Source organism: Psychroserpens sp., assembly GCF_034670085.1.
In the GTDB taxonomy this organism is placed as follows: Bacteria; Bacteroidota; Bacteroidia; order Flavobacteriales; family Flavobacteriaceae; genus Psychroserpens.
Genome location: NZ_JAXMOD010000004.1, coordinates 98,014 through 111,714 on the forward strand (window position 1 = coordinate 98,014; position 13,701 = coordinate 111,714).

Annotated in this window: 12 protein-coding genes; 7 read left to right on the plus strand and 5 right to left on the minus strand. The window is 33.8% G+C overall.

Annotated elements, in window-relative coordinates; genetic code table 11:
- Positions 1–67 precede the first annotated feature (67 nt).
- The 3 genes from VOI25_RS08245 (at position 68) to crcB (ending at position 4,610) form a co-directional block, all read left to right on the plus strand.
- Complete coding sequence (locus VOI25_RS08245; RefSeq protein WP_323788582.1) at positions 68–2,896, plus strand: T9SS type A sorting domain-containing protein; 2,829 nt, start codon at positions 68–70, stop codon at positions 2,894–2,896.
- Positions 2,897–3,222: 326 nt separating this feature from the next.
- A complete protein-coding gene (locus VOI25_RS08250) occupies positions 3,223–4,242 on the plus strand; it encodes an SRPBCC family protein (protein WP_323788583.1) in 1,020 nt (339 codons plus the stop codon).
- 2 nt (positions 4,243–4,244) lie between these two features.
- The gene (crcB, locus tag VOI25_RS08255; RefSeq protein ID WP_323788811.1) at positions 4,245–4,610 is read left to right on the plus strand and encodes a fluoride efflux transporter CrcB; all 366 of its coding nucleotides are present in this window, start codon (positions 4,245–4,247) and stop codon (positions 4,608–4,610) included.
- A gap of 4 nt (positions 4,611–4,614) precedes the next feature.
- On the opposite strand, the gene VOI25_RS08260 is transcribed toward crcB, so the two are convergent.
- Complete coding sequence (locus VOI25_RS08260) at positions 4,615–5,217, minus strand: DUF1684 domain-containing protein (protein ID WP_323788584.1); 603 nt, start codon at positions 5,215–5,217, stop codon at positions 4,615–4,617.
- 229 nt (positions 5,218–5,446) lie between these two features.
- Between VOI25_RS08260 and VOI25_RS08265 the strand changes: the two genes are divergently transcribed.
- The 3 genes from VOI25_RS08265 to VOI25_RS08275 are packed head-to-tail and all read left to right on the plus strand — an operon-like array spanning position 5,447 to position 7,776.
- Positions 5,447–6,649 (plus strand): MFS transporter, encoded by a 1,203-nt coding sequence (locus VOI25_RS08265; RefSeq protein ID WP_323788585.1) that lies wholly within the window; start codon positions 5,447–5,449, stop codon positions 6,647–6,649.
- 4 nt (positions 6,650–6,653) lie between these two features.
- On the plus strand, positions 6,654–7,031 hold the full coding sequence (locus tag VOI25_RS08270; protein WP_323788586.1) for a VOC family protein: 378 nt from the start codon (positions 6,654–6,656) through the stop codon (positions 7,029–7,031).
- A 1-nt stretch (position 7,032) separates the two neighbouring features.
- Positions 7,033–7,776, plus strand: a complete 744-nt coding sequence (locus VOI25_RS08275; protein WP_323788587.1) for a DJ-1/PfpI family protein — start codon at positions 7,033–7,035, stop codon at positions 7,774–7,776.
- A 4-nt stretch (positions 7,777–7,780) separates the two neighbouring features.
- Here VOI25_RS08275 and VOI25_RS08280 read toward each other — a convergent pair whose 3' ends face one another.
- Positions 7,781–8,224 (minus strand): Lrp/AsnC family transcriptional regulator, encoded by a 444-nt coding sequence (locus tag VOI25_RS08280; RefSeq protein WP_323788588.1) that lies wholly within the window; start codon positions 8,222–8,224, stop codon positions 7,781–7,783.
- A gap of 114 nt (positions 8,225–8,338) precedes the next feature.
- On the opposite strand from VOI25_RS08280, the gene VOI25_RS08285 reads away from it, so the two are divergent.
- On the plus strand, positions 8,339–8,734 hold the full coding sequence (locus VOI25_RS08285) for a hypothetical protein (RefSeq protein ID WP_323788589.1): 396 nt from the start codon (positions 8,339–8,341) through the stop codon (positions 8,732–8,734).
- Between the two features lie 2 nt (positions 8,735–8,736).
- Here the strand turns inward: VOI25_RS08285 and VOI25_RS08290 are convergent, their stop codons facing one another.
- The 3 genes from VOI25_RS08290 to VOI25_RS08300 form a co-directional block, all read right to left on the minus strand.
- Positions 8,737–9,279, minus strand: a complete 543-nt coding sequence (locus VOI25_RS08290; protein ID WP_323788590.1) for a sigma-70 family RNA polymerase sigma factor — start codon at positions 9,277–9,279, stop codon at positions 8,737–8,739.
- Between the two features lie 271 nt (positions 9,280–9,550).
- Positions 9,551–10,045 carry a hypothetical protein gene (locus VOI25_RS08295; protein WP_323788591.1) on the minus strand — a complete coding sequence of 165 codons (495 nt, stop codon included), beginning with the start codon at positions 10,043–10,045 and terminating at the stop codon, positions 9,551–9,553.
- Positions 10,046–10,123: 78 nt separating this feature from the next.
- Entirely contained in the window at positions 10,124–13,540 is a 3,417-nt protein-coding gene (locus VOI25_RS08300) for a methylmalonyl-CoA mutase family protein (RefSeq protein WP_323788592.1), read from the minus strand.
- Between the last annotated feature and the right edge of the window lie 161 nt (positions 13,541–13,701).

The following is a 13,701-nucleotide window of genomic DNA, read 5'->3' on the forward strand; positions in this document are numbered from 1 at the left end:
TTTTTTTAAATGAAAGTATCCGCATCTTCGTAATAGCTATTTATTCAACCCTTTTAAACCTTTAATTATGAAGAGATTATTACTCACTTTGACTGCCCTTTTATTAACTTTTAATTCTTTTTCACAAGTTCCTACCAACGATTTAATAGAAAATGCAATTGAAATTGACCCTTCTGGTTACAATGAAGAAAACCTTCGTTTAGATTTGGCTACAGCTTCTGGTGTAGATGCTGCTGGATGTGCAACTGGTATCTATCAAAAAATATTTTACAAATTTACAGCGAATAATGATGGTGTTGTAAATGCAGTACTTACAGATATGATTAGCGATCCTATTACCCAAGGATTTGTTATTTTTTATACTGCCCCTAATTTAAACCAAACTGATGAGTCACAGCTAAATGTTGCTTCCGCCTGCCAGTTTGGAGAAACTGCAACTGTAACCGTTACGAACGGACAATCATATTATGTTGAAGTTCATAGAATTGACGCTGATACTTTATCTAGAATTACATTTACTTTCGCTGCTCCTCCTCCTAACGATTTAATCGAAAATGCCATTGAAGTTACAGAGGCAAACTTTTATGATGAAAATTTACGCTTAGATCTGGCGACCACGAATGGCATAGATCCAAATGGTTGCGGAACTGGCGCTTTCGCAAAAGTGTATTATAAATTTACTGCAACAACAAATGGTACTGCCCAATTTTTCCTATTTCCCCAAAATGGTGGTGCTATTACAGGGAACGCATTCGTGATTATTTTTACAGCTCCTGACCTTAATGTAACATCTGAAGCAGATTTAACTTTGATTTCAAATTGCGCTTTTGAGACTCAACCTTTAATCAATATGGTAAGTGGTCAATCTTATTACGTACTTGTGTACAGAGATGCGCCTGGTGAATTATCGAAAGTACAAGCAACTATTGCCCAAGAGGCAAGTCCAGAAGAACGCCAAGCACTTATTGATTTATACAATGCTACAGATGGTCCTAACTGGCTTTTTAATACCAATTGGAATACAAGTGCTCCTGTTTCAACTTGGGCTAATGTAACTGTAGAAGATGGTCATGTTACGTCCTTAGTTATTGCAACTTTTGGCGCAACAGGAACCTTACCTAGTTCACTTACTGATTTGGCATTTTTAGAAACTGCAGATTTTAGATCAAATAATTTATACGGAGAAGTGCCAGATTTAAGTTCAATTTCAAGCTTAGAAACTTACGATGTAAATCAAAATTATTTTTCGGTTGAAGATCTTGAAACACACTTTGCCAATAATTCAACTATAACCGATTTTAGATATTCATCACAAACAAGTCTTGACCCAATTATAAATTTTGAACCTACCTTAGGCTCTAATTATACCCTTGAAGTTACACCAATCGCAGGATCAAATGTAGCTTACCAATGGTATAAAGACCGAGCTACACAACCAGATATCATTGTGAATGGAGCTACAAACGCGACACATGAATTAACCAATATTCAAGCGTCCGATTTAGACAATTACATCTGTGAAATATCTAGTACGTCTATACCAGATTTAATAATTCGTCGTTTACCTATACATTTAACTGGTCCAGTAAGTCAGCAAGAAAGAGATGCATTAATTGCATTTTACAATGCCCTTGATGGTGATAATTGGACAAACAATATAAATTGGTTAAGTACCGAACCTGTTGGAACTTGGTCCTTTATTAAAACTAGAGGAAATAAAGTAATAGAAATAAATATTTTTGGTGATGCTGGGCTCAATGGAGAATTACCTACTGAAATTGGAGACTTAATCCATTTAGAAATGCTATCTATCGGTATTGAACAAGGTCTAACTGGAGAACTACCTTCTAGTGTTGGAAATCTTAGTGAGCTTCAAAGGTTACGTCTTCAGTTAACTGGAAACACAGGACCAATACCAGCTAGTGTTGGTAATTTATCAAATTTATGGGAACTGAGAATCATTGCTACAGGCATGACAGGTGATTTACCTCCTTCGCTTGGAAATCTCTCAAGTCTAATAGATATGACACTCTTTGGAGAACGCACTTTTGCTGGTAATGGCCAAAGTTTTACAGGAACTATTCCAGCATCTTTTAGTAACTTAACAAGTCTATTTACCCTAGATATACGAGGTAATAACATGGAAGGACAAATCCCTAACAGTTTAAGTAATTTAACAAATTTAGCTCGGATATATTTAAACGATAATGACCTAGTTGGACCATTACCAGATTTCTCAGGTAATATAAATCCAACACCTCAAATTACACTAGAAAACAACTTTTTTGATTTTAGTGATTTAGTCCCTTTAGTGAATAATGGAGTACCCTATTCTTTTATTAGTTATTCACCACAAAGAACTTTAGATCAAGAAGAAGAAATTATGTCTCTTCCAGGTGCAGATATTGTACTAGATCTCAATGATGCAACTATTGATCGTGATGGTGAGGATACGGCTTCAAACAATCAATTTCAATGGTACAAGGACAATGTAGCTATAAGTGGTGCTGTTGCAAGCACCTACACTATTGTAAATGCTCAAATACCAGATAGTGGAGTTTACTATTGCGAAATCACCAATACGACACTTCCTGATTTAGTTATTGTTAGAGCTAATATAACCGTAATCATTGATGATGAGTTGAGTTCAACTGATTTTGAAGTTGATAACTTTAGTATCTATCCAAATCCTGCAAATGAATGGATTTCAATAAAAACTAAATCAGGAAGTGAAGCCACTGCACAAGTATATGATGTAAACGGTAAATTCCTATTTAAAAAAGAACTAACGACTGAGCTAACAGCGATTGCTATAGATCAGTTATCTGCAGGTGTATATCTCATTTCTGTCAGTAGTAATACAATGCAGTCAACAAAACGATTTATAAAACAATAAACAATCAATTTTTTAGAGTTGGAATACTATTAATCATAGGGATAATCAATTGTATCCAACTAAGTAAAATCCCCTTAATTGGGGATTTTAAATTTAAAATTTGATGACATTTATTTAATCATTCAGATGTAATTTAAAATACAGTCATGCTTATCATATCAATTTTCACATTACTTATTATTATTAATTTAATGCTACTTAAATTCAGCATAAATAAAAACTAATAAAATATTCAACGTAAATGTGCAATCATTTACACCTATAAATATCATCTAAAAATGATTATCTTTGATAGTACAATCTATTATCAATCAAATTATCAGAAGATGAAAGCGTTGAAATATATTTTATTTTTAATTCTAATCCTTGTAATAGGATTAGCCATCTACATTGCTGTTCAACCAAATTCATTTGATGTCACAAGAACAAGAACCATAAATGCTCCTCAAAGCGTAGTCTATAATAATGTAATAGATTTTAAAAACTGGGAATCCTGGTCATCTTGGGTTGAAGCAAAACCTGAGACCAAAATCACCTTATCTGATAAAACCGAAGGTATTGGCGGTTCGTATTCTTGGGAAGATGAAGATGGCGTTGGAATAATGAATACTATTGATACAAGTCCAATGCATACAATTTCTCAAGACATGCAATTTGGTGATTTTCCAAAATCGGACATAACCTGGAACTTTAAACCCAACAACGATGGTTCTACAGAAGTCACATGGAATATAAGTGGAAAGGATTTGCCTTTTGATTTTAAAATATTTTCGACCTTAATGGGAGGAATGGAAAAACAAATAGGTCCACATTTTGAAAGAGGTTTAGAAAAATTAGATAGTATCTTAATTGCTGATATGAAAAAATATAGCGTCAATATTGAAGGCGTAACACAACATGGTGGAGGATTCTATCTGTATAACACCACATCATGTAAGATGTCTAATTTTAAAGAAAAAATGCAAGAAATGCTTCCAAAAGTTGGAGCTTATGCTATTGCAAATAATATATCAATGGCTGGAAAACCTTTTGTCATTTATCATAAATGGGATCCTGAAAATGATGCTGTCATGTTTTCATGTTGTGTACCTACAACTTCCAAAGTAATAACAACCGAAGCCGATATTATTACTGGTCAGCTTGACCCTTTTAAAACTGTCAAAACAGTTCTTAAAGGAGATTATGAAAACCTACAAGAGGCATGGGACAAAACCATGGCTTATATTGAAACTAATAATTTAGTACAAACAGAAACTGGACCTATGATTGAATCTTATTTAACCGATCCAATTAGTCAACCTAATCCTGCTGAATGGATTACTGAAATCTTTATTGCAATCAAATAATGATTAAACAATTATTACTTGTTTTTGTCGGTGGAGGTTTTGGAAGTGTACTTCGTTTCATCATAGGGAAATTTTTAAACAATACTCAAAACGGAATTCCATACGGAACATTTGCAGCTAATATTATCGGGAGTCTACTCATTGGAATTATTTTAGGCATGGCTGCAAAAAATGATACATTAACGTCTAACCAAACCTTACTTTTGGCTACAGGGTTTTGTGGAGGTTTCACAACCTTTTCTACCTTTGCCTATGAGAACCATATCTTTTTAAAATCTGGAGATTTCACTTCATTTGCGATTTATACAATAGCAAGTTTTATTTTAGGGTTTTTAGCTGTTTTCTTTGGAATGTATTTAGTGAAATAAAAAACTAATACTTTGCAAAAGCCTTCACTCCTGCTCTAACATCTAATGCTAAATAATTAACTCTTGGAACTATCGGACAAGAATATTTATCGTTATAAGCGCAATACGGATTGTAAGCTTTGTTAAAATCAATCTCAACGGTATCGCCTTTAGGAATTCTTAAATCAATATAACGTCCACCGCCATAACTTTCTTCACCATTTGTATCGTCAAGAAACGGTAGAAACAAATAATCTTCAAGTCCTTCTTGTTTCATAACATCCTTACCTTGATATACATGTAATGCGTAGGTATTTCCTTTCAATTCAAAAGTTAAAATTCCGTAAATACGTTCTGGAGACACACGGCTGGTTGTAGTTTTCATATCAAACCAATCTGTATCTGGAGTGCGTTTTAAATTGGCTTTCACTACAAAAGTCGAATCATATTTAAAAAAATCTAATCCTACAAATTGCTTTCTATCCTTATCTTTTAATGGAGAAGTTGTTGCATCCTTATACTCCGCATTTAATTCTTTTTGAAATTCTGTTTCACCTAAAACAGGTTTCTTTTCTTGTGCACAACCGAAAGTGATAACTAGTACAATTAATATTAAAAATGACTTCATACGTATTGTTTACAGAATCAAAAATACAACTTAAACCTTTTTTTCATAGATTTGACTGTATAAATAAAAAACAAATCATGCACAATTGCGTCGTAACATATACAAAAAAACAGACCCCTTATTTTAAGTGTCGGACGTCCTATATGCTATGATAATGTAAATATATAACCAATCAATCATAAAAAGTCCGACGCTAGCGTCGGACTTTTTATATTTATACAACAACCAAATGAAAACATTATTTAAAAATTATATCAACTCCTATAAAGGCATTGCTAAAGAAATTTGGTTTCTGTCTTTTGTCACTTTTATTAATCGAGCTGGAGCAATGGTAATTCCGTTTTTATCATTGTACTTAATTGATCAAAAAGATTTTACGCTACCGCAAGTCGGCTGGATTATGACCTTTTATGGATTTGGCTCCTTGGTAGGTAATTTAATTGGCGGAAAACTCACTGATGTTATTGGTTACTATAAAACAATTGTTTTAAGTCTTTTTGCTGGTGGACTTGGGTTTATGGGAATTCAATTTTTGGATACATTTTATGCGTTGTGCTTCGGAATGTTTTTCCTAATGATAGCTGTTGACACCTATCGTCCAGCAATTTTTGTAGCCGCAGATGCCTATAGTATTAATAACAACGTCACCAGAAATATTGGGCTCATCCGATTAGCCATAAACTTAGGATTTTCAATAGGACCTGTAATTGGTGGGATTTTAATTGCAAAAGCAAGTTACACTTCAATTTTTTGGGTAGATGGCATCACCTGTATCATCGCATCATTTTTGTTAATTATCCTTTTAAAACCAAAGAAAAGTAAAAAAATTGAAGAGAAAATTATTCAGGTAAAAGAAGGTATTTCTCCATACAGAAACCCAGCATTCTTATTGTTTTTTGTTGTAATGGTTATCAATGCCATTGCATTTATTCAATACTTTTCAACTATTCCCCTCTACTACAAACAGGTTCATGGCCTTTCAGAAGCTACCATTGGTTCAATTTTGTTCTTAAACGGAATCATGATAGTATGTCTAGAAATGCCATTGATATCATGGGTAGAAAGGTTAGGAATGACCAAGATAACAGCAACTATTTTAGGTATTATATTTCTAGCATTAAGCTTTATTATTCTCAATTTTTCAGACCTCTTCGGTGTACTAATTCTTGGTATGATTTTAATGACTATTGGTGAAATGATAGGTTCTCCTTTTTCTAATGCATTAGCTTTAAATATGGCTCCAAAAGGACGAAAGGGAAGTTATATGGGATTGTATAGTATGAGTTTTTCAATTTCACATATTATTGGTCATAATGCTGGCATGAATGCCATTTACCATTTTGATTTTGACACCACTTGGTATGGCATGTTTGTGATTTTAGCAATCGCAGCAATCATTATCATGTACCTTCCAAAAATGATAAAAAAATAAACTTATGAATCTCAATCAAATTACCATACCTTCATTAGATGTTGAAAAAGCGACCTCATTTTATATTACGTTGGGCTTAAAACTCATAGTAAATGCTTCACCAAATTATGTTAGGTTTGAATGTCCTGATGGACATGCTACTTTCTCCATACATAAAGTAGAAAAATTACCAATAGGAAATGGCCCTGCAATTTATTTTGAAGATGATAATCTAGATGAATTGGTAGATCAACTTCAACAAAAAGGAATTATATTTACTTCTGAAGCCGAAGATAAAGATTGGTTGTGGCGTGAAGCCCATTTATATGATTTAGACGGAAACCATATCATTTTATTCAAAGCTGGAAATAATCGAATCAATCCGCCTTGGCGAATACAATAAAATGAAACAAATATTTCTATTTATCCTAATTAGCATAGTAAGTTGTAATACTTCTGAAAAGAATAATGAGATTCTCAATAATGTTCAGGATTTAGACTCAAAAACATTTCCTACGTTAGAACCTGACCGTTATAATGTTGCTTTTCTTATTATGGATGGCACTTTTAATACAGAATTAACAGCTCCTTTTGACATTTTTCAACATACCATTTTTAGAGATAGTATTAAGGCTATGAATGTGTTTACTGTTGCCAATACAGACCAACCCATTGTCACTTTTGAAGGTATGCGGATTATTCCTGATTTTAATTATCTGAAGGACGACTTGCCTAAAATTGATATTTTGGTTGTTCCAAGTGCAGAACATCATTTAGATTCAGATTTAGAAGACGAAGCAATGATTAATTTTGTAAAACGAATTGATTCTGAAGCCCAATTTATAACCTCACATTGTGATGGCGCGTTTGTATTAGCTCAAGCTGGCTTGCTTAATAATTCGGTTTCGACGACATTCCCAAGTGATATTGATGCCATGAGATCACGCTTCCCAAATTTAGATATTAAGACGGATGTTTTATTTGTTCACGATGGAAAATACATTACTTCAGCTGGTGGTGCAAAATCATTTGAAGCAGCCTTATACTTATGTGAATTCCTCTATGGCAAAGCCATTGCAGAACGTTTAGCAGAAGGACTGGTAATAGATTGGGATCTGAATGTTGTTCCTCACCTTATTATTGAATAAGTCATTATTTTAGTGGCTTGACCTCACTATGTTTAATAACATGAGACAATACAATTTGCGTTTTAGTCTCACCATAAACTATCAATTGATCAATAAAAGATTCTAAGTGTTTTTGGTTTTTTAATACCACTTCCATCACAATATTTTCATTTCCTGTGATGCGATAACAATTAATAACCTCATTATAGGTTTTTACCTTTTCTAAAAAAGGTTTAAGCATGCCCATAAAAGCACGTAATGTGATTAAAGCTTTTAGTTGGTAACCGACTTCAAACGAACTTACTAAGGTGTTATAACTTTGGATAATTCCAGCATCTTCCATCTTTTTAATGCGTTCAGAAACTGCAGGTGAACTCACACCAACCTGACGCCCAATTTCTGCATTAGACTGACGTGCATTTGTTTGCAAGCATTTTAAAATCTTCCAATTCAGGCTATCAATATTCATTTAAAGAATTTTTAAAATATACGTTAATAGTTAAATCAAATATACGTTTTTACTTTAATATCGAAAGTATAATTTCATTACTTGTCACTAATTTTGTTTCCATTGCTATTGAAAATGAATTATAATATCCCATCTCATTTATCTGAACTGCCTATATATCAAAAGGCTATGGATATTCTTGTGCTATCAAGAAACATCTCTACATATATTGGTCAGGATTTATCGTATTTAAGGTCTGATGGCACTGAAGATTTAGATATTTATTTTTCAGGGGATATCATTCAACAGTCAGAATCTTTAGTTCCAGAAATTGAGAAAGCTCAAGCCGAACGTTTTTCGGATAAGAAACATAAACACTTTGCTTCTATAGAACGATTAGTATATCGTTTGCATCTTAATTGCAATCGATTACAGCATTGCAATAGTAATGGCAAAGACTATTTACCTATACTTCAAAGTGAATTAAAAAAGTTCAAGCGATTACAGCGCCATTGGATGATGACACTTTAATTTTAAGTACAAACTTTACAATCTTCTTTTTCTTTTATTTCACCTACTAGAAAACCTTTGTCATTTACTTTAAAATCACAACACTCTATAAACCCTTGAGCAATTAGTTTTCTGCCACGCTGTATTTGAGATTTTACAGTCGCCAAGGGTAAATGTAATTGATTTGACACTTGAGCTTGTTTCATGCCTTTTATATCACTCAAAAACAATGGGTCTCTATATTTTTTAGGCAATTTTTTAATAATACCTCGTAAACAATCTATATCAGTATGATCTAATTTTTGGTCTTCAAAAATGAAATCCTCATCGGTCATTTCATAGACGATTTCACGTTGTCTAAAGTAATCCAGAACTGTATATCTAGCAATGGAAAACAGCCATGACTTTAGCTTTTCTTCATCTTTAAGCGTACTTAATTTTGTATGTGCTTTAATGAAGGTTTCTTGAAGTAAATCATCAGCAATTACAGTGTCTTTTACTTTGCTTAAAATAAAATATTTGATGTCATCAGCATAAAGCGTCCATATGTCTTTTGTTGTCTTCATAATATTAAGGAAGCAAAACAATGCCTATTCCAGTATAAAGTTACCAAAATAGACATTACATCTTGCCATTTTATTATAGCTTAACAATTACAATTGTTACATGTACAGTTTTCACAAGTACAACTTTTACAATTTCCATCATTACAACTGTTACAGTTGCAAGTACAATCTGAATTTTTCATAGTATATGAGTTTTAAGTTCATATAGTAGACGAGAAAACTTCAAAAAAGATGCATTTCGTTGTAATTATTTTTTAAACCTTAGGTGTATTTAGTGATATGCAGCGTTGTGAGCTAATGGACCTTGACAAGTGGCACAATTTCCAGTAGAACCAGATCCACCAGCACATCCATTTGCACACGTATAATGCCAAACACCAGCAGAATTTTGAGCAGGTTCTGGTGCAGCAGGTGTTGCAGGTGTTGCGGAAGGATTAACTAAAGGTGAAGCATTTGTGTTACTATTACTACCATGATAATCCGTATTATGCGCTAAAATATTACCACAAGTTTCACATTTAGCCGCAGTACCAGCGCCTCCAGGGCAACCAATCCTACAGGTATAGTGCCAAACACCAAAGGCATTCTGAGCTGGCTCAGTTGTAGTTGGTGGTGGTGTAGTTGTTTCAGATGCTTTAGTAGCCTGTTTTTCAACTTCTACTGATTTTGTATTGTCTTCTTTTACCGTTTTCTTATTGTCATTGCAACTATAGAAAGACAAAGTTGAACTTAAAAGTAGTAAGGCAATAATCTTAAAGTATTTCATAATGTTTTTATTTAATATTGATTTAAGTCAGGTAATCTAGATTTGAGAGGTTACTCAAAAATTATATAATGTGTAAACTTACATATTTCTACGATACTGACCTCCTACTTCAAATAAAGCAGATGTAATTTCGCCTAAGGAACATACTTTACAAACATCCATTAAGGCTTCAAAGATATTTTCATTATTTATAGCTCTATGTTGTAAATCCTTCAATAACAATTTAGTATCATTAGCATTATGAAGATTTTCTAACGTTTTAATTTGGAATTGCTTTTCTTCTTCAGTAGCACGAATAACTTCAGCAGGTAACACTGTTGGTGATCCTGTACTACTTAAAAACGTATTAACCCCAATAATTGGAAAATCGCCATTGTGCTTTAGAGTTTCATAATACAAACTTTCCTCCTGAATTTTTGAACGTTGATACATCGTTTCCATAGCACCTAAAACACCTCCACGTTCTGTAATACGATCAAATTCTAAAAGAACCGCTTCTTCTACTAAGTCGGTTAACTCTTCAATTATAAATGAACCTTGTATTGGGTTTTCATTTTTATTTAAACCTAATTCCTTATTGATAATTAATTGAATTGCCATTGCACGACGAACTGATTCTTCAGTAGGTGTGGTAATAGCTTCATCATACGCATTGGTATGTAAGGAGTTACAGTTATCATAGATAGCGTATAAGGCTTGAAGCGTTGTACGAATATCATTAAAATCAATCTCTTGTGCATGTAAACTTCTACCTGATGTTTGAATATGATATTTTAACATCTGTGCTCTTGGATTTGCACCATATTTATTTTTCAAAGCCTTAGCCCAAATTTTTCGAGCTACTCGACCAATAACTGCATATTCTGGATCGATGCCATTGGAGAAAAAGAACGATAGGTTTGGACCAAATTTATTGATATCCATTCCTCGCGATAAGTAATATTCTACGTAGGTAAATCCGTTAGATAAGGTGAAAGCCAATTGTGAAATTGGATTCGCTCCAGCTTCAGCAATATGATATCCTGAAATCGAAACCGAATAGAAATTACGGACATTATTTTCAATAAAATATTCCTGTACATCTCCCATCAAACGCAGTGCGAATTCCGTAGAGAAAATACAAGTATTTTGTGCTTGGTCTTCTTTTAAAATATCTGCTTGAACTGTACCTCGCACCTGAGCAATGGTTTTGGTTTTAATATCTGCATATACCTCAGCATCTAAAACTTGATCTCCTGTAACACCCAGTAACATCAGACCCAAACCATTATTTCCTTCTGGTAAGTCGCCATTGTAGGACGGACGAACTTTCCCTTTATAGAGCTTTGCAATTTTAGCTTCGACCGCTTTCTCTAAGCCATTATCCTTTATGTATATCTCACATTGTTGGTCGATAGCGGCATTCATAAAGAAGCCTAATAACATTGGTGCAGGACCATTAATTGTCATACTCACAGAGGTCATGACATCGGCTAAATTGAACCCAGAATATAATTTTTTAGCATCATCTAAACAACAGATAGACACACCAGCATTACCAATTTTACCATAGATATCCGGTCTGTGATCTGGATCATTTCCATAAAGCGTCACACTATCAAAAGCTGTCGACAAACGTTTCGCAGGTAATCCCATACTCACATAATGAAAACGACGATTCGTTCGTTCTGGTCCACCTTCACCAGCAAACATTCGCGCTGGATCTTCACCTGTACGTTTAAAAGGATACAATCCTGCAGTATATGGAAACTCTCCTGGAACATTCTCCTGCAAGGTCCATCGCAAAATATCTCCCCAAGCTTGATACTTTGGCAAAGCTACTTTTGGAATTTGCGAATGCGACAAGGACTCTGTATGTGTTTCTATTTTGATTTCTTTATCACGAACTTTAAACGAATAGATTGGGTTTTTATATTTGTTGACTTTCTCATCCCAACCTGTAATGACTTCCCAGTTATAAGGATCTAAGTTAAGTTTTACTCTATCAAATTCTCCAATAAGCATTCTAACGAAGTCTATGTTATCAACTGTGCTCGAACTGACAGACTCACTTTCAATTCCTGCTTTATCTAATTGCGGTTTTTTTCCAGTTACAGATTCTATAGTTTTATAAATTCCGTAGAGCTTTTGAGCCACCTCAACTTGCTCATTTGCTGTTTTATCGTAAGCTCGATTGTTTTCAGCAATCTCAGAAAGGTAGCGTGTTCTAGCTGGTGGTATCACAAAGATTTTCTCACTCATTTCATCTGAAATAAGAAAAGTCGATTTTAAATCGGTATCTGTTTTCTCTACAAGTTTATCCATAATGGCTTTGTAGAGTGTATTCATTCCTGGATCGTTAAATTGAGAGGCTATCGTACCAAAAACTGGCAATTGATCTTGAGGAATATCCCAAAGATTATTATTACGCATATACTGTTTTTTCACATCACGTAACGCATCAAGAGAACCTCTTTTATCAAATTTATTAATGGCTACTAAATCGGCAAAATCAAGCATATCGATTTTTTCCAATTGTGTAGCTGCTCCAAATTCTGGAGTCATGACGTAAAGTGAAACATCGCTGTGTTCTATAATTTCAGTATCCGATTGTCCAATTCCTGAAGTCTCTAAAATGATTAAATCAAATTCGGCAGCCTTTAAAACTTGAACTGCTTCATTAACATATTTAGACAGAGCCAAATTAGATTGACGTGTAGCCAAACTTCGCATATAAACCCTAGGAGAATTGATAGCATTCATACGAATACGATCTCCTAAAAGTGCACCTCCAGTTTTTCGTTTTGACGGATCTACAGAAACAATTCCAATAGTTTTTTCTGGAAAATCGATTAAGAATCGACGAACCAATTCATCAACTAAACTCGATTTTCCTGCACCTCCTGTTCCTGTAATCCCCAGAACAGGTGTTTTCGAATCTTTATTTTTGGAATGAATTTTATCTAAAGTAGCTTTTGCTATTTCTGGAAAGTTTTCTGCAGATGAAATCACACGCGCAATCGCTTTTGGATTTTTGTTTGGAAGTTTTTCAATTTCACCATTTAAGGAATCTCCAATGGCAAAATCGGATTGCTGAACTAAATCGTTAATCATGCCTTGTAAACCCATTTCTCTTCCATCATCTGGAGAATAGATGCGAGCTATACCATAATCCATGAGTTCTTTAATTTCGGAAGGTAGAATTACGCCTCCTCCTCCTCCGAAGATTTTAATATGACCTGCTCCTTTTTCTTCTAAAAGGTCGTGCATGTATTTAAAATACTCATTATGTCCACCTTGATATGACGTTAAACAAATAGCGTTTACATCTTCTTGAATAGCCGTATTAACAACTTCTTCAACACTTCTGTCATGTCCTAAATGTATTACTTCAACTCCAGTAGCCTGAATGATTCGACGCATGATATTAATAGAAGCATCATGACCATCAAACAAAGATGCTGCAGTTACGATTCTTACTTTATATTTCGGGTTGTATGGTGCGACTTGCTTCATTCGTAAAATTATGTGTTTTAAAGGATACAAATTTACGGAATTTTCAAATGAAGCACTCAAAGATTTATAATTGTTTAATACATAATTCTTTTTGATATCAAAATAAATGTGAGTTCAAGACAAAAAACGATGTCTAAACTCAAGAAATAAAATTTTAAAAT

Bases quoted from the DNA above. Each gene is read 5' to 3' on its own strand.
- VOI25_RS08245 (WP_323788582.1), top strand. From the start codon at position 68: ATGAAGAGATTATTACTCACTTTGACTGCCCTTTTATTAACTTTTAAT.
- VOI25_RS08250 (WP_323788583.1), top strand. From the start codon at position 3,223: ATGAAAGCGTTGAAATATATTTTATTTTTAATTCTAATCCTTGTAATA.
- VOI25_RS08260 (WP_323788584.1), bottom strand. From the start codon at position 5,217: ATGAAGTCATTTTTAATATTAATTGTACTAGTTATCACTTTCGGTTGT.
- VOI25_RS08265 (WP_323788585.1), top strand. From the start codon at position 5,447: ATGAAAACATTATTTAAAAATTATATCAACTCCTATAAAGGCATTGCT.
- VOI25_RS08270 (WP_323788586.1), top strand. From the start codon at position 6,654: ATGAATCTCAATCAAATTACCATACCTTCATTAGATGTTGAAAAAGCG.
- VOI25_RS08275 (WP_323788587.1), top strand. From the start codon at position 7,033: ATGAAACAAATATTTCTATTTATCCTAATTAGCATAGTAAGTTGTAAT.
- VOI25_RS08280 (WP_323788588.1), bottom strand. From the start codon at position 8,224: ATGAATATTGATAGCCTGAATTGGAAGATTTTAAAATGCTTGCAAACA.
- VOI25_RS08285 (WP_323788589.1), top strand. From the start codon at position 8,339: ATGAATTATAATATCCCATCTCATTTATCTGAACTGCCTATATATCAA.
- VOI25_RS08290 (WP_323788590.1), bottom strand. From the start codon at position 9,279: ATGAAGACAACAAAAGACATATGGACGCTTTATGCTGATGACATCAAA.
- VOI25_RS08295 (WP_323788591.1), bottom strand. From the start codon at position 10,045: ATGAAATACTTTAAGATTATTGCCTTACTACTTTTAAGTTCAACTTTG.
- VOI25_RS08300 (WP_323788592.1), bottom strand. From the start codon at position 13,540: ATGAAGCAAGTCGCACCATACAACCCGAAATATAAAGTAAGAATCGTA.